This window comes from Stenotrophomonas sp. 3(2025), assembly GCF_052665395.1.
In genome coordinates, this window is the sequence record NZ_JBQOIF010000017.1 from 18788 (window position 1) to 35190 (window position 16403).

General features: G+C 66.3%; 15 protein-coding genes. 7 read left to right on the top strand and 8 right to left on the bottom strand.

The annotated features are described in order from the left end of the window. Positions 1 to 27: 27 nt before the first annotated feature. The gene (locus tag ACUXVE_RS13610) at positions 28 to 1287 is read right to left on the bottom strand and encodes a threonine/serine exporter family protein (protein ID WP_025878492.1); all 1260 of its coding nucleotides are present in this window, start codon (positions 1285 to 1287) and stop codon (positions 28 to 30) included. Between the two features lie 92 nt (positions 1288 to 1379). Here ACUXVE_RS13610 and ACUXVE_RS13615 point away from each other — a divergent pair, with 92 nt between their 5' ends. Genes ACUXVE_RS13615 through ACUXVE_RS13630 form a run of 4 tightly spaced genes read left to right on the top strand, consistent with a single transcriptional unit; the run spans position 1380 to position 4898 of the window. Continuing rightward, a complete protein-coding gene (locus ACUXVE_RS13615) occupies positions 1380 to 2501 on the top strand; it encodes an MlaE family ABC transporter permease (RefSeq protein ID WP_177177018.1) in 1122 nt (373 codons plus the stop codon). A 1-nt stretch (position 2502) separates the two neighbouring features. Then, positions 2503 to 3330: an ABC transporter ATP-binding protein gene (locus tag ACUXVE_RS13620; protein ID WP_445514578.1), complete on the top strand. Its 828-nt coding sequence runs from the start codon at positions 2503 to 2505 to the stop codon at positions 3328 to 3330. Between the two features lie 3 nt (positions 3331 to 3333). Then, on the top strand, positions 3334 to 4260 hold the full coding sequence (locus ACUXVE_RS13625; protein WP_093818830.1) for an MlaD family protein: 927 nt from the start codon (positions 3334 to 3336) through the stop codon (positions 4258 to 4260). Beyond that, positions 4257 to 4898, top strand: coding sequence for an ABC-type transport auxiliary lipoprotein family protein (locus tag ACUXVE_RS13630; RefSeq protein ID WP_445514579.1), 642 nt, complete (start codon positions 4257 to 4259; stop codon positions 4896 to 4898). The genes ACUXVE_RS13625 and ACUXVE_RS13630 overlap by 4 nt, the downstream gene beginning before the upstream one ends. An 85-nt stretch (positions 4899 to 4983) precedes the next feature. On the opposite strand, the gene ACUXVE_RS13635 is transcribed toward ACUXVE_RS13630, so the two are convergent. From ACUXVE_RS13635 to ACUXVE_RS13645, 3 genes are read right to left on the bottom strand one after another with little or no spacing between them, the layout of a single operon-like run. After that, positions 4984 to 5571, bottom strand: coding sequence for an alpha-ketoglutarate-dependent dioxygenase AlkB family protein (locus ACUXVE_RS13635; RefSeq protein ID WP_222390817.1), 588 nt, complete (start codon positions 5569 to 5571; stop codon positions 4984 to 4986). 46 nt (positions 5572 to 5617) lie between these two features. Then, entirely contained in the window at positions 5618 to 6250 is a 633-nt protein-coding gene (locus ACUXVE_RS13640; RefSeq protein ID WP_032976348.1) for a CoA transferase subunit B, read from the bottom strand. A 1-nt stretch (position 6251) separates the two neighbouring features. Beyond that, complete coding sequence (locus ACUXVE_RS13645) at positions 6252 to 6983, bottom strand: CoA transferase subunit A (protein ID WP_222390819.1); 732 nt, start codon at positions 6981 to 6983, stop codon at positions 6252 to 6254. Positions 6984 to 7156: 173 nt separating this feature from the next. On the opposite strand from ACUXVE_RS13645, the gene ACUXVE_RS13650 reads away from it, so the two are divergent. The 3 genes from ACUXVE_RS13650 (at position 7157) to ACUXVE_RS13660 (ending at position 12637) form a co-directional block, all read left to right on the top strand. Beyond that, positions 7157 to 9778, top strand: a complete 2622-nt coding sequence (locus tag ACUXVE_RS13650; RefSeq protein ID WP_445514580.1) for a DEAD/DEAH box helicase — start codon at positions 7157 to 7159, stop codon at positions 9776 to 9778. Between the two features lie 96 nt (positions 9779 to 9874). Next, positions 9875 to 11221 carry a phosphomannomutase gene (locus ACUXVE_RS13655; RefSeq protein WP_445514581.1) on the top strand — a complete coding sequence of 449 codons (1347 nt, stop codon included), beginning with the start codon at positions 9875 to 9877 and terminating at the stop codon, positions 11219 to 11221. A gap of 12 nt (positions 11222 to 11233) precedes the next feature. Next, positions 11234 to 12637: a mannose-1-phosphate guanylyltransferase/mannose-6-phosphate isomerase gene (locus ACUXVE_RS13660; protein ID WP_445514582.1), complete on the top strand. Its 1404-nt coding sequence runs from the start codon at positions 11234 to 11236 to the stop codon at positions 12635 to 12637. 91 nt (positions 12638 to 12728) lie between these two features. On the opposite strand, the gene rfbD is transcribed toward ACUXVE_RS13660, so the two are convergent. From rfbD to rfbB, 4 genes are read right to left on the bottom strand one after another with little or no spacing between them, the layout of a single operon-like run. Further along, positions 12729 to 13625, bottom strand: coding sequence for a dTDP-4-dehydrorhamnose reductase (gene rfbD / locus ACUXVE_RS13665; protein WP_445514583.1), 897 nt, complete (start codon positions 13623 to 13625; stop codon positions 12729 to 12731). Continuing rightward, positions 13622 to 14179: a dTDP-4-dehydrorhamnose 3,5-epimerase gene (gene rfbC, locus ACUXVE_RS13670; RefSeq protein ID WP_132826018.1), complete on the bottom strand. Its 558-nt coding sequence runs from the start codon at positions 14177 to 14179 to the stop codon at positions 13622 to 13624. Before rfbC ends, rfbD begins: the two co-directional genes overlap by 4 nt. After that, positions 14176 to 15063, bottom strand: a complete 888-nt coding sequence (gene rfbA / locus ACUXVE_RS13675; RefSeq protein ID WP_093818822.1) for a glucose-1-phosphate thymidylyltransferase RfbA — start codon at positions 15061 to 15063, stop codon at positions 14176 to 14178. Before rfbA ends, rfbC begins: the two co-directional genes overlap by 4 nt. A gap of 14 nt (positions 15064 to 15077) precedes the next feature. Beyond that, complete coding sequence (gene rfbB, locus ACUXVE_RS13680; protein WP_445514584.1) at positions 15078 to 16133, bottom strand: dTDP-glucose 4,6-dehydratase; 1056 nt, start codon at positions 16131 to 16133, stop codon at positions 15078 to 15080. Positions 16134 to 16403: the final 270 nt, after the last annotated feature.

Consider the following 16403-nt stretch of genomic DNA (forward strand, 5'->3'; position numbering starts at 1 on the left):
CGGGCATGGCCCAGCGCTACCGCCTGGTCACAGCGTCTTGCGCGCCGGCATCAGCAGGTTGCCGAACAGCAGGCCGGCGACCAGCGCCATCACCACGTTCAACACGGTCAGGAACACGCTCTGGCCCGCGCCCACGTCCTGTTGCTGGACCAGGGTCAGTACGCCGCGCAGGCTGGTGCTGCCGGGCACCATCATGATGATGCCCGGCAGGCGGATGATCGCACCGGGGCGGCCGACCACGCGCCCGAACAGGTTGCCGCCGGCGGTCAGCAGCATCGCCGACAGGAAGATGCCGGCCGGCGTCCCCCAGGCATGACCACCAAATTTGGAGATCGCGTAGCCGGCCACCGAGGCGGCGATCACCCACGGATAGTCGCGGCGGTTGGCCTTGAACAACATCGCAAAAGCGAACGCCGCCGTCAGCAGCGAGCCCCACTCCACCCACGGCCCCTGTGGCCGCGAGGCTCGGATCATCGGGTCCAGCCCCAGCACATCGGCCAGGGTCACCGCAATCATCGCGCCAACACTGAGCTTCATGATCGTGGTCAGCGCGCCGGCAAAACGCGCGGTGCCGGACACCCAGTGCTGGCTGGCCAGTTCATTGACCGCATTGGTCAGGGACATGCCCGGCAGCAGCACCACCAGCGAGGCGATGATCACCGTGTTGAGATTCAGGGCGCCCACGAACGTGGCAACCACGGTGGCGACCAGGCCGGCCAGCAGCGCCGCCAGCGCTTCGGCCGCTTCCCGGCTGGCCGGACGCTTGTCGGTGACCATGCCGAGCAGGCCGATCAACAGGCCGATCACGCCGGCGGTGGCGATGTCCAGCCACGGCAGCTTCCACATGCCCGCCACGCCGGCCGCACCGAGGGTGAAGGACAGGATGGTGCGCAGCTTGCCGCGCCGGCCCGGATCCTTGTCCAGCTGGCGCAGCGCGGTGTGGCCCTGGGCGATGCTCATGCGGCCGTTGGCCACTTCTTCGGCGATCCCGTCAGCCACGCTGAGCTTGTGCAGGTCGTTCTCGCCCGGCGCCAGCCGGATCACCCGGGTGATGTCGCTGGAGCCGATGGCCTGTGCCGGATCGCTGAAACTGAGGATGATGCCGGTGGGGTTCGACCACGGTTCACAATCCAGATCGAGTTGCCGGGCCAATGCAACCACCGCCGCTTCCAGGCGCTGGGCCGTGGTGCCATAGCTGTGCAGGCGGCCGGCGATCTCGGAAACGAAGGCCACGCGCTGCGCGTAGGTGGCCTGGGGCGTGGGGATCGTGTGAGCATCTGCGGACATGCGCCGTAGTATTACCTACGTCAGGCTCTGCTGGAGAAATTCATCCTGGTTCGACGCGACGTGCAATTCAGAACGGTTATGCTGCGACCCGAATGGCCCCCATGACCCCGACCCACGCCCCCCAGCTCGAACAGGACGCTCAGGATCCGGGACTGATCCGGCTGTCCGGCCACTGGACCCTGAAGACCGCCCTGGCCGCGGCCGAAGTGCTGCGTGGCGTTCCGGACAAGCTGACCGGCATCGACGCCACCGGCATCGAGCTGCTCGACTCGGCCGGCGTGCTGCAGGTGCTGCGCGTCGCCCATCGCGCTGACCTCAGCGAAGACGCGTTGCAGTTCCGCCCGGACCACCAGGCGCTGGTGTGCACCATTGAAGAAGTAGCCGACGACCGCCCGAAGCCGAAGCGTGACTTCGGCGTGCTGGCCGCACTGGAGCGGCTGGGTGTCAGCGTCCATGCCACCGGCCACAACATCAAGGCACTGTGCAGCTTCCTGGGCGAGAACCTGGTCAAAGGTGCGCGCCTGGTCAAGGAACCTCGACGTTTCCGCCTGACCGCGACCGTGCACCAGATGGAACAGGTCGGGCTGGATGCGGTGCCGCTGGTGGCGCTGCTGTCCTATCTGGTCGGCGCGGTGATCGCCTTCCTCGGTTCGACCATCCTGCGCGACTTCGGTGCGGAGATCTATGTGGTCGAGCTGGTGAACATCGCCTTCCTGCGCGAGTTCGCCGTGCTGCTGACCGCGATCGTGCTGGCCGGCCGCACCGCCAGTGCCTTCACCGCGCAGATCGGTGCGATGAAGGCACGCGAGGAAATCGATGCGATGCGCACCCTGGGCCTCGACCCCATCGACCTGCTTGTACTGCCGCGCCTGGTCGCGCTGCTGTTGACCCTGCCGCTGCTGACCTTTATCGCGATGGTCGCTGGCCTGGCCGGCGGCATCACTGTCGGCGCGTTCGACCTGGACATCCCGCCGCAGATGTACATCGCGCGCATGCACGAAACGATGGAAGTGCGGCACATGCTGGTGGGCCTGTCCAAGGCGCCGGTGTTCGCGCTGGTGATCGGCCTGATCGGCTGCCTGGAAGGCCTGAAGGTGGAAGGCACCGCGCAGTCGGTCGGCGAACGCACCACGTCAAGCGTGGTGCAGACGATCTCGCTGGTGATCATCATCGACGCCTTCGCGGCGTTGTGGTTCATGCACATGGACTGGTGACATGAGCACGCATCCGATCCCCGAAGACGTGCCCATGCAGGACGACGACGGCCACGACCTGGCCATCCGCGTGCGCGGGCTGGTCAACCGCTTTGGCAGCCAGACCGTGCATGAAGGGCTGGACCTGGACGTGCGCCGTGGCGAGATCCTTGGCGTGGTGGGCGGCTCGGGTACCGGCAAATCGGTGCTGATGCGCTCGATCCTCGGGCTGCGCGTGCCGGATGAAGGGCAGATCGAGGTGCTCGGCCGCGATGCGCGCGCCGACGATCCCGAGAGCCGCCTGCACATCGAGCGCAACACCGGCGTGCTGTTCCAGGACGGCGCCCTGTTCTCGTCGCTGACCGTCGGCGAGAACGTGCAGGTACCACTGAAGGAACACCACCGCGAACTGCCCGAGCGTTGGCATTACGAGCTGGCACTGCTGAAGGTGAAACTGGCCGGCCTGCCCGCCGATGCCATCAACAAGCTGCCCTCGCAGCTGTCCGGCGGCATGCGCAAGCGCGCCGGCCTGGCACGTGCGCTGGCGCTGGATCCCCCCCTGCTGTTCCTGGACGAGCCCACCGCCGGCCTGGACCCGATCGGTGCGGCGGCGTTCGACCGCCTGATCAAGACCCTGCAGGAAGCGCTGGGGCTGACCGTGTTCCTGATCACCCACGACCTGGACACGCTGTATGCCATCTGCGACCGGGTGGCGGTCATCGCCGACCGCAAGGTGGTAGCCAATGCGCCGCTGCCGGACATCGAGAAACTGGATCATCCGTGGATCCAGGAATACTTCCACGGACCCCGCGCACGCGCTGCGCGTGGCGAACAGATCGAGAGTGCCTGAGCCATGGAAACAAAAGCCAACTACGTGCTGATCGGCGCGTTCACCCTGATCACCGGCCTGGCCCTGCTGGCCTTCGGCCTGTGGGCCGCCAAGTACTCCTCCGACCGCACCTGGCAGGAATACCGGGTGGTGTTCCGCGAAGCGGTGACCGGCCTGTCGGTCGGCAGCCCGGTGCAGTACAACGGCATCGCGGTGGGCTCGATCACCGAACTGAACCTGGTCCCGGATGACCCGCGCCAGGTGGTCGCACGCATCCGCCTGAACTCGACCACGCCGGTCAAGACCGATACCCGCGCCAAGCTGGCGATCACCAGCCTGACCGGCCCGTCGATCATCCAGCTCAGCGGCGGCACGCCGCAGTCGCCGGCGCTGACCACGGTCAACAAGGACCCGGCACCGATCATCCCGACCACGCCGTCGGCGCTGCAGAACATCACCGACGTGGCCAACCGCATCGTCGAGCGCATGGACCAGATCCTCAGCGACCGCAACGTCGCCTCGATCAACGCGACGCTGGCCAACCTGGAGACGATCAGCGGCGGCCTTGCCGACCGTGACCAGGGTACGCAGGCGCTGCTGCTCAGCGCGCGCGATGCAGCACGCAGTCTGGACACCACCCTGAAGACCACCAACGGCACCATCGAGCGCCTGGACAAGAACCTGGTGCAGCAGCTGCCGGGCATCATCGACAAGCTCGACGCCACCTTGGCCAAGCTTGATTCGGCCGCCGGCAATGCCGATTCGATCCTTGGCGAGAACCGCGCCGCCATCAACAGTTTCGCCAATGATGGCCTGGGCCAGCTCGGCCCGACGCTGGGTGAACTGCGTGGCCTGATCCGCGACCTGCGCCGGGTCAGCGACCGCCTCGAGAACAATCCCGCACGCTACCTGCTCGGCCGCGACGCACCGAAGGAGTTCGAACCCAAATGAGCCCGACCACCCTTTCGCGCCTGCTGATTGCAGCGTCGCTGGCCACCCTGCTGGGTGGCTGCTCGATCCTCGGCAGCAGCGACAAGAACCCCGTGACCCTGTATTCGCCGGCAGTGCAGGTCAAGGTCGACCCCAGCTGGCCGCAGGCCGACTGGCAGCTGGTGCTGGCCAAGCCCAGCGCCGCGCGCATGGTCGACAGCCCGCGCATCAACGTGCGGCCGACGCCGTCGGAGCTGGAGATCTACAAGGGCGCCAGCTGGGCGCAACCGGCCACCGACATGATCGAAGACACCCTGCTGCGCGGCTTCGAGGATTCCGGCCGTATCCACGGCGTGGCCCGCGTTGCCGCCGGCATCCGCGCCGACTACAAGCTGTCCACCGACATCCGTCGCTTCGAATCGGATTACCAGGGCCAGGCGACGCCGACGGTCGTCATCGAGATCAACGCCAAGCTGATCGACGTCAGCAACCAGCGCGTGGTCGGCGACCGCACCTTCCGCCAGCTGCAGCCGGTGGGCAGCACCGAGGTGTCGGCAGTAGCCGCCGCCTTCGAGCGTGGCCTGCAGCAGGTGGCGCAGGACGTGGTGGGCTGGACGCTGACCAGCGGGCAGAATGACAAGCAGGCGCTGAAGCGCTGAGGTTGCCGGTTTCGCACGCCGGGCATGGCCCGGCGCTACCGCCACCGGTTCCTGGTAGCGCCGGGCCATGCCCGGCGAACCCCGGTCAACGCGGATGGATCAAGCGGAACGTCAGGTTGATGCGTTCGCCCTGCACCCGTGCCATCTTCGGCAGCGCGTGCTGGTAGTGGCGCTGGGTGGCGCCGCCCATCAGCAGCAGGTCGCCATGACCGAGCAGGAATTCCGCCTTGCGCGTGGTGTCATCGCGGCGGCGCAGCAGGAAGCGACGGGCTGCGCCGAGGCTCAACGAAGCGATCAGCGGCGCCGGCCCCAGCTCGGGCTCGTCATCGCTGTGCCAGCCCATGTAGTCGGTGCCGCCGCGATAGCGGTTGAGCAGTACGCTGTTGAATCGACCGACGCCCTCGGCCTGCAGCCGGTCACGCAGCGCGGACAGCCGTGGCGCCCAAGGATGCGGGACGAACTCGGCACCGGAATATCGGTAGCGCGCCTGCGGATCACCGATCCAGCAGCTCAACCGCGGTGAATCCACCCAGTTGCCGAACATGCGGATGCGGTGGGTTTCCCACGGGATTTCCTGCGCCAATGCCTGCTGCAGGGCATCAGCTTCAGCTGCGGGCAGCCATCCGGCCAGGTGGCGGACGTCGGCATCTGGCAGGTCGTGGGGGAATAGCATGGGAGATTCAGGGAAAGGGGGCAGCGACGCGCTGCCCCGTGGATGCTCAGCGGCGCTTGAACGCGACGCCGGTCTTTTCCTTCAACTCATCCTCGCCCACACCCGCCGCAGTCTCCACCAGCACCAGGCCGTCATCGGTCACATCGAATACCGCCAGGTCGGTGATGATGCGGTCAACCACGCCCACACCGGTCAGCGGCAGCGTGCATTCGGCCAGGATCTTGTGCTCGCCGTTCCTGGCGGTGTGCTCCATCAGCACCACCACGCGCTGCACGCCGGCCACCAGGTCCATCGCACCGCCCATGCCCTTGACCATCTTGCCGGGCACCATCCAGTTGGCCAGGTCGCCCTTGTCCGTCACCTGCATCGCACCGAGGATGGCCAGGTTGACGTGGCCACCGCGGATCATCGCAAAGCTGTCATGGCTGCCGAAGTAGCTGGCGCCCGCACGTGCGGTGACGGTCTGCTTGCCGGCATTGATCAGGTCGGCGTCCACCTCGGCCTCGGTGGGGAACGGACCGATGCCCAGCAGGCCGTTTTCCGACTGCAGCCACACGTCCACGCCTTCGGGAATGTGGTTGGCCACCAGCGTCGGCAGGCCGATGCCCAGGTTCACGTAGGCGCCATCGGTCAGTTCACGCGCAGCGCGCGCCGCCATCTCATCGCGGGTCCATGCCATGTCAGTTGCCCTCCGCACGGATGGTGCGCTGTTCGATACGCTTTTCAGGGGTGGGGTTGTGCACGATGCGGTGCACGTAGATGCCCGGCAGGTGTACCTGGTCCGGATCGATGCTGCCGACCGGCACCACCTCCTCCACTTCCACGATGCAGACCTTGCCGGCCATTGCGCAGGCCGGGTTGAAGTTGCGCGCGGTCTTGCGGAACACCAGGTTGCCGGCCTCGTCGGCCTTCCAGGCCTTGACCAGGGCAACGTCGGCGCGCAGCGCGGTTTCCATCACATAGTGCTTGCCATCGAACTCGCGGGTTTCCTTGCCTTCGGCGACCACGGTGCCGTAACCGGTGGCGGTGAAGAACGCCGGGATACCCGCACCGCCTGCACGCAGGCGCTCGGCCAGGGTGCCCTGCGGATTGAATTCCAGCTCCAGCTCGCCGGCCAGGTACTGCCGTTCGAATTCCTTGTTCTCGCCCACGTACGACGAAATCATCTTCTTGATCTGCCGGGTTTCCAGCAGCTGGCCCAGGCCGAAGCCATCGACGCCGGCATTGTTGGAGATCACGGTCAGGCCCTTGGCGCCACTGTCGCGCAACGCGGCGATCAGTGCCTCGGGAATGCCGCACAGGCCGAAGCCCCCCACGGCCAGGGTCTGGCCATCGGCGACCACGCCCTGCAGGGCCTGCGCCGCAGAGGCGAAACGCTTGCTGCGCGTGCCGCTGGAAGTTGATTGCTGCATCTCTACTGCCCTACCCGGTGAGAATGCCGCCATTCTAGCGGCACACCCGACGCCGGCTGGGATGCGCCGCAGCATGAACCGGCATGCCGGGCTGCCAATCCGTAGAATGTCCGTTTCCCCGCTTGCGGTGCCCTTGGCAACGCGTGCTGTAGATGGAGAGGACAGGACGACGCATGGCCGAAGTATTCACCGGAGGGGAACTGTCCCGCTGGCTGGATGCCGGGACGCTGGAAACGGGCAACCACCACGTGCCGGCAGTGCGCGAACTGCGCTACCGGTCACCGCTGCTGACCGCCCAGGTCGAGGGCTGGCAGGTGGTGATCGACCTGGATGCCAGCGCCCGCACCCCGCACAGCCCCCTGCAGAGTCGCTGCACCTGTCCGGCTGGCACGCACTGCGAGCATGTCGCCGCGGTGTTGCTGGCCGCACTGCAGAACTCACTGGAGGGTGAACCGGGTTCGCTGCGTGCGGCCGCCGATCCGATACTGCCCACCCTGCAGATCCAGGCGATGACACCGATCCTGCATCTGCACAGCATGGAATACCGGCCTGCCTGGCTCACCGAACGTGACCCCTCGCAATGGCTCGACGTCGCCACCGTCGCGTTCGAGTACGACGAACACGTGCGTTTTCTCGACGACCCCTCGCTGTTCGTGCACGACGCCGAGGGCCAGCTCTACCTGCTGCCACGTGACCTGGCCGGGGAGGCTCGGCGCGAGGCTGAACTGCACAGCGTCCACCTGCACCGCGAGCGGCAACCGCGCATCGTGCTGGACGGCGGCGGCCCGTTGTTCGAGCTGCGCAGTTTCGACTGGACCCGCTTCCTGCTGGAGGACGTGCTGCGGCTGGAAGCACTGGGCTGGAAGATCGAGACTGACGACGCCTTCCGCCACCGCATCACCCGGGTGGAGGACATCGACCTGGATGTCCGGTCGGTGTCCGCCGACAGCAACGAGCTCGACCTGGCCCTGACCATCGACGCCGATGGCCGCAGCATTGCGCTGGTTCCGCTGTTGCAGGGTGTACTGCAGTCCGATCCGCGCTGGCTGCGCGGCCAGCTGGATGCCATTGGCGATGACGAGAACGTATTGCTGACGACGGCAGACAATGAACGTCTTGCCCTGCGGGCAGCGCGGCTGAAGCCGGTGATCGCGCTGCTTGCGGATCTGTTCGGCGACCGTGGGCAACCGCTGCGCCTGCAGGCGCATGATCGCGGCCGCCTGCAGGCCCTGCAGGACGCTGCGCAGTTACGGCTGCACAGCAGCAACGATACCCGTGCACGCGTGCAGCGCCTGCTGGACGCCCCGGCGATGACCGCTGTGCCAGCGCCCCAGGGTTTGCGCGCGACGCTGCGCAGCTACCAGCTCGAGGGCCTGTCCTGGCTGCAGTACCTGCGCCAGCAGGGCCTGGGCGGCGTGCTGGCCGATGACATGGGCCTGGGCAAGACACTGCAGACCCTGGCCCATCTGCTGCTTGAAAAGCAGAGTGGCCGCCTGGACAAGCCGGCGCTGGTGGTCGTGCCAACCTCGTTGCTGCACAACTGGCAGAGCGAAGCGGCGCGCTTCGCCCCGGATCTGCGTGTACTGACCCTGCACGGCCCCGCACGTGACACGCGGTTCGACGCCATTGCCGCCCATGATCTGATACTGACCACCTATCCCCTGTTGTGGCGCGACGAACCGGCGCTGCAGGCGCATTCCTACCATCTGCTGATCCTCGACGAGGCGCAGCAGGTGAAGAATCCCAGATCGCGCGCGGCGGCCACGCTGCGCACGCTGCAGGCGCGGCATCGGCTGTGCCTGACCGGTACCCCGCTGGAGAACCATCTGGGCGAGCTGTGGACGCAGTTTGACTTCCTGCTGCCCGGCCTGCTCGGCAGCGAAAAGCAGTTCAACCAGCACTGGCGCCATCCCATCGAGCGCGGCAGCGACCAGCGCCGTGCACAGCTGCTGGCCCAGCGGCTGCGACCTTTCATCCTGCGCCGGCGCAAGGACCAGGTCGCTTCCGAGCTTCCACCGAAGACGGTCATCACCCGCACCGTGGCAATGGAAGGCGCCCAGCGCGACCTATACGAAACCGTGCGTGCGGCGATGGAAAAGCAGGTCCGCGATGCGATCAACGGCAGCGGGCTGGCGCGCAATCACATCGTGGTACTGGACGCGTTGCTGAAGCTGCGCCAGGTCTGCTGCGATCCGCGCCTGCTGCCAGGCGGGACACCCGCGCGCGCTGCCGGTTCGGCCAAGCTGGAGCTGCTGCGCGAGATGTTGCCTGCCATGGTCGAGGAAGGGCGGCGCATCCTGCTGTTCTCGCAGTTCACCGGCATGCTGGCGTTGATCGGCCAGGCCCTGCGGGACCTCAGCCTGCCCTACGTCCAGCTCACCGGCGATACCCAGGACCGGGTCACGCCCGTGCAGCGCTTCATGCAGGGCGAGGTTCCGGTGTTCCTGATCAGCCTGAAGGCCGGTGGCGTGGGCCTGAACCTGACCGCTGCCGACACCGTCATCCATTTCGATCCCTGGTGGAATCCGGCCGCCGAGAACCAGGCCACCGACCGTGCCCATCGCATCGGCCAGGACCAGCCGGTGTTCGTCTACAAGCTGATCACCGCCGGCAGCGTCGAGGAACGGATCGCCGAGCTGCAGCAGCGCAAGGCCGACCTGGCCGACGCGATCCTGGAGGGTGGTGGCGGAACCGGCCCACGATTCGATGCGGCCGACCTTGATGCCCTGCTGTCTCCCCTGCCCGGCGCGCCGGCCAAACGCGCGGCAGGCAGACGCAGGGCCACTCGTGCGTGACCTCTTCGGCGGTCAGGCAGCGTTGGGGCTTTGGAAACGCTTCCCATACAGCGCTGGGATTACACTAGCCAACTGATCTGACAAAGGATTCCAGCGATGCCCCTGCCCGCCTTCAAGGCTTATGACATCCGCGGCCGCGTGCCGGAAGAACTGAACGAAGACCTCGCCCGCCGGATCGGCGTGGCCCTGGCCGATCAGTTGTCGCCCGGGCCAGTGGTGGTGGGGCACGACGTGCGCCTGACCAGTCCGGCGCTGCAGGATGCGCTGGCAGAAGGCCTGCGCGGCGCGGGCCGGGAAGTGATCGACATTGGCCTGTGCGGCACCGAGGAAGTCTATTTCCAGACCGACCATCGCGGTGCAGCGGGCGGTGTGATGGTTACCGCCAGCCACAACCCGATGGACTACAACGGCATGAAGCTGGTCAAGGAGAATGCCCGGCCGATCAGTTCCGATACCGGCCTGTTCGCAATCTCCGATGCCGTGGCGGCTGACAGCGCAGCACCGCAGCCGCCGACCGCAGGCCAACGCAGCGAGCACGACAAGAGCGCCTACATCCGGCACCTGCTGTCCTATGTGGACAGCACCAAGCTCAAGCCCCTCAAGCTGGTGGTCAACCCAGGCAATGGGGGCGCCGGCGCCATCGTCGACCTGCTCGCACCGCACCTGCCGTTCGAGTTCATCCGCATCTGCCACGAACCCGATGGCAGTTTCCCCAACGGCATTCCCAATCCGCTGCTGCAGGAGAACCGCGCCGCCACGGCCGAGGCGGTCCGCCAGCACGGCGCCGACTTCGGCATTGCCTGGGATGGCGATTTCGACCGCTGCTTCTTCTTCGACCACAGCGGGCGCTTCATCGAGGGCTATTACCTCGTCGGCCTGCTGGCCAAGGCGGCGCTGGACCGTAACCCGGGTGGCAAGATCGTGCATGACCCACGCCTGGTCTGGAACACCGTGGAGATGGTCGAACAGGCGGGTGGTGTGCCGGTGCTGTGCAAGAGCGGCCATGCCTTCATCAAGGAGAAGATGCGCGCAGAGGACGCGGTGTATGGCGGCGAAATGAGTGCCCATCACTACTTCCGCGAATTCGCCTACGCCGACTCGGGCATGATCCCCTGGCTGCTGATCGCCCAGCTCATTTCCGAAAGCGGCCGTTCGCTGGCCGACTGGGTTGAGGACCGCATGGCCGCCTATCCGTGCAGTGGCGAGATCAACTTCAAGGTCAGCGATGCGAAGGCGTCCGTGGCCCGCGTGATGGAACACTTCGCCGCACAGTCTCCGGTGCTGGACCATACCGATGGCATCAGTGCCGACTTCGGCGACTGGCGCTTCAACCTGCGCAGTTCCAACACCGAGCCGCTGCTGCGCTTGAATGTGGAGTCGCGTGGGGATGCGGCGCTGATGCAGGCACGCACCGACGAAATCTCTGCCCTCCTCCAGTCGTAAGCAAGGAAGATCATGAGTACCATCCAGCCCGTCATTCTCTCCGGCGGCTCCGGCACCCGCCTGTGGCCACTTTCGCGCGAGGCCTATCCCAAGCAGTTCCTGCCGTTGGCCGGTGAGCTGACGATGTTGCAGGCAACCTGGCAGCGCGTGGCGCCGATCGCCAGCCGAGGCCCGCTGGTCATCGCCAATGAGGAACACCGCTTCGTTGCCGCCGAACAGCTGCAGCAGGTCGGCGCCGAGCCTGCGGCGATCATCCTCGAGCCGGTCGGCCGCAACACCGCCCCGGCCATTGCCGTGGCCGCGCTGGAGGCCACCCGCGACGGCGCCGATGCGCTGTTGCTGGTACTGCCTTCCGACCACGTGATCACCGACGAAGCCGCGTTTCGCGCTGCGGTGCAGGCGGCTGCCGGCGCCGCTGAAGCCGGCAAGCTGGTCACCTTCGGTATCGTGCCGACCGGCCCGGAGACCGGCTACGGCTACATCAAGGCCGCCCATGGCCAGGACGTGCGCGCGGTCGAGCGTTTCGTCGAAAAGCCCGATCTGGACACCGCCACCGGCTACGTGGCCAGCGGCCAGTACTACTGGAACAGCGGCATGTTCCTGTTCAAGGCCTCGCGTTACCTGCAGGAGCTGGAACGCCTGCAGCCGGTCATGTTGTCGGCCTGCCGCAACGCATGGCAGAGCGCACGCCGCGATGCCGATTTCACCCGGTTGGACAAGGACGCGTTCACTGCCGTGCCGTCCGACTCGATCGATTACGCCGTGATGGAAAAGACCGCCGATGCAGTGGTGGTGCCGTTGGATGCCGGCTGGAACGATGTCGGTTCCTGGACCGCACTGCGCGATGTATCGCAGCAGGACGGCGATGGCAATGCGCACCAGGGTGATGTGATCGCCATCGACTGCCGCAACACCTACGCCTACGGCCAACGGCTGGTGGCGATGGTCGGGCTGGATGATGTGATCGTGGTCGAGACCGACGACGCGGTGCTGGTCGGCAAGGCCGACCGCATGCAGGAGGTCAAGACCGTGGTGGCGCAGTTGAAGGCCGACGGCCGCAGCGAAGCGACCTGGCACCGCAAGGTCTACCGCCCGTGGGGCGCCTACGATTCAATTGACAACGGCGAGCGTTTCCAGGTCAAGCGGATCACGGTCAAGCCCGGCGGTACGCTGAGCCTGCAGATGCACCACCACCGTGCCGAGCACTGGATCGTGGTCAGCGGCACCGCCGAAGTCACCCGTGGCGACGAGGTGATCCTGCTGAGCGAAAACCAGAGCACCTACATCCCGCTGGGCGTGACCCATCGCCTGCGCAACCCCGGCAAGCTGCCGCTGGAACTGATCGAGGTGCAGTCCGGCAGCTACCTCGGCGAGGATGACATCGTGCGGTTCGAGGATACGTACGGGCGGAGTTGACCCGGAACCCGCTGCATTCTGGGTGGCGCCGGCCCATGGCCGGCGAACGCAGCGGTAATGTGCATCCGCCGGGCATGGCCCGGCGCTACCTTCAGCTGGCCAGTTCGGCCATGACCCGCTTCAGGCCGTCCTGCCACGTTGGCAGCGCGATGCCAAAGTCCTGCTGCAGCTTGCGGTTGTCCAGCACCGACCACGCCGGACGCTTGGCCGGGGTCGGGTATTCGGAACTGGGGATGGCTTCAACCGACGGCACCTTGGCCAGCACGCCCGTCGCCAGTGCTTCAGCGAAAATCGCCTCGGCAAAACCATGCCAGCTGGTCTGGCCCGACGTCGTCAGATGCCACGTTCCCGACAGCGCGCCCGGATGCTGCAGCGCCTGCACGGTGACATCCGCGATCAATGCCGCCGGCGTCGGCGTGCCGATCTGGTCGGCCACCACACGCAGCTGATCGCGCTCAGCGCCCACCCGCAGCATCGTGCGCAGGAAATTGGCACCGTGCGAGGCATACACCCACGCCGTGCGGAAGAGCAGATGACGGCCGCCGGCAGCGCGCACGGCGTCTTCGCCATCACGCTTGCTGGTGCCATAGACCCCCAGCGGCGCGGTCGGTTCATCCTCACGGTACGGGGCCGTGCCCTGGCCATCGAACACGTAGTCGGTGGAGTAATGCACGAACGGCACACCATGCGCCGCGCACCAGCGCGCGATGACGCCTGGCGCCTGCGCGTTGGCCGCAAAGGCGGCGTCCACCTCCTGTTCGGCACGGTCGACGGCGGTGTAAGCGGCCGCATTGACCACCACCGACGGCTGCAGGCGATCCAGCAGTGCCGGCAGGCTGTCAGGCCGGCCGAAATCAGCGGTTTCACAGGCGCTGCCATCGGGCAGGACGCCGCTGCGGGTGGTCGCAACCATCTTGCCCAGCGGTGCCAGCGCGCGCAGCAGCTCCTGGCCGACCTGGCCGTTGCCGCCGAACAGCAGCACCGTCATGGCTGGTACACCGGCAAGCGATCTTCGGCGATGTCCTTCAGGAACGGGGCATTCTCGTCCTTGGCCGAAAGGGTCGGGGTGCTGATCGGCCAGTCCACGGCGATATCGGCATCGTTCCAGCGGATGCCGGCATCCACCTCCTTGACGTAGACATCCGTGCACAGGTAGCTGAACAGTGCGCGCTCGGACAGCACGGCAAATCCGTGGGCGAAGCCTTCGGGAATCCAGAACTGCTTCCTGTTTTCAGCGCTCAACACGACCGCTTCCCAGCGGCCGAACGTCGGCGAGCCGCGGCGGATGTCGACGGCGACGTCGTACACCTCGCCTTCCAGCACTGATACCAGTTTTCCCTGGGGCCGCGGCCACTGGTAATGCAGCCCGCGCAGTACACCCCGGCTGGAGGTGGACACATTGCTCTGCACGAAGCGATCCGGCAGGCCCAATGCAGCGAAGCGCTCAGCGTTCCAGGTCTCGTAGAAGAAACCACGCTCATCACCGAAAACCGCCGGTTCGATCACCCGGCAACCCGGCAGTGAAGTTTCGATCACTTTCACGGAACGACTCCCCGCAGGGCGAGCGTGTGCAGGTACTGGCCATAGCCATTCTTGATCAGCGGCGCAGCCAGCGCTTCCAGCTGCTCGGCGTTGATCCAGCCCTGACCGAAGGCGATTTCTTCCGGACAGCAGACCTGCAGGCCTTGGCGGGTCTGGATCGTCTCGATGAAGTTGGACGCTTCCAGCAGCGACTGGTGGGTACCGGTATCCAGCCACGCATAACCACGTCCCAGCGCTTCCAGGTGCAGATTGCCCTCCTGCAGGTAGCGCTTGTTGAGATCGGTGATTTCCAGTTCGCCACGCGGCGAGGGCTTGAGCTCGGCAGCGTAGTCGCTGGCCTTGCCGTCGTAGAAATACAGCCCGGTGACCGCATAGTTCGAACGCGGATTCTCCGGCTTCTCGACCAGGTCGATCACCTTGCCGCTCTTGTCGAACTCGGCAACACCGTAGCGCTCCGGGTCATTGACCCAGTAGCCGAACACGGTCGAACCGTCCACGCGTTCGTCGGCGCGCTTGAGCACCTCGCGCAGGCCGTGGCCGTGGAAGATGTTGTCCCCCAGCACCAGGCAGCTTGGTTTGCCGGCCACGAAATCGCGGCCGATCAGATACGCCTGGGCCAGGCCATCAGGGCTCGGCTGCACGGCGTACTGGATGTCCATGCCCCACTGCGAACCATCGCCCAGCAGCTGCTGGAACAGCGCCTGCTCGTGCGGGGTGTTGATGATCAGCACTTCACGGATGCCCGCCAGCATCAGCACGCTGAGCGGGTAATAGATCATCGGCTTGTCATACACCGGCAGCAGCTGCTTGCTGACGCCCTTGGTGATCGGATACAGCCGGGTGCCGGAGCCACCGGCGAGGATGATGCCCTTGCGCTGGGTCATGTCGTCTCCTGGGTTCAGGCCGCGGTGCCGATGCGCTGCAGGCGGTAGCTGCCGTCGAGCACGCCGTTGACCCATTCCTGGTTGTCCAAGTACCAGTCGACGGTGAAGCCGATGCCCTGTTCAAAGGTGTAGGCCGGCTCCCAGCCCAGGTCGTTCTTCAGCTTGGAGGCATCGATCGCGTAACGGCGGTCATGGCCCGGGCGGTCGGCCACGTAGGTGATCTGGCTGCTGCGCGGCTGGCCGTCCGCACGCGGGCGGCGTTGGTCCAGCAGCGCGCAGATCGCCTGCACCACTTCGATGTTCTGCTTTTCGGAGTTGCCGCCGACGTTGTAGGTCTCGCCGACCTGGCCCTTGGCCAGCACGGTACGGATCGCTTCGCAGTGGTCGGACACGAACAGCCAGTCACGCACCTGCTTGCCGTCGCCGTATACCGGCAGCGGCTCGCCGGCCAGCGCCTTGGCGATCACCAGCGGGATCAGCTTCTCCGGGAAGTGGTACGGACCGTAGTTGTTGGAGCAGTTGGTGGTCAGCACCGGCAGCCCGTACGTATGGTGGAAGGCGCGGACCAGGTGGTCCGAGGCGGCCTTGGACGCCGAGTACGGCGAGTTCGGGGCATACGGGGTGGTTTCGCTGAACTTGCCGGTCTCGCCCAAGGTGCCGTACACCTCGTCGGTGGAGACATGCAGGAAGCGGAAGGCCGCGCCCTGCTCGGCCGGCAACGCCTTCCAGTAATCGCGCACGGCCTCGAGCAGGCCGAGGGTGCCGACGACATTGGTCTGGATGAACGCGCCCGGGCCGTCGATGGAACGGTCGACGTGGCTTTCGGCGGCGAAGTTCAGCACCGCATCGGGCTGGTGCTCGGCCAGCAGGCGGGTAACCAGCGCGCTGTCACCGATGTCGCCCTGCACGAACACGTGATTCGGGTTGCCCTCCAGGCTGGACAGGGTCTTCAGGTTGCCGGCGTAGGTCAGCGCATCAAGATTAACGACTTTGACGCCACGTGCGACCGCCTCGAGAACGAAGTTACCGCCAATGAATCCGGCACCGCCGGTGACAAGCCATGTAGGCACTACTCGTTCTCCTGTAGAAGTTTCGGCTGCGGGCCACGCGCAGAGGCCCGATTCAGCGTTACAGGATACATCGGCCCTGTCTTCACGACTGCCTGCTGCACGTGAACGCAGGTCGCTGCGGGCGCTTTCCATGCGGCATCGCAGCATAACCATACGCATTCGCATGGTCACCCCAAGCCAGCTAGAATCAGGGTCCCACCCCCGAACCGGTTGCTGTGCGAGGACCGGACGTTTCCCGTTACTGTGAGCCGGCCAGCGGCCGGCACTACA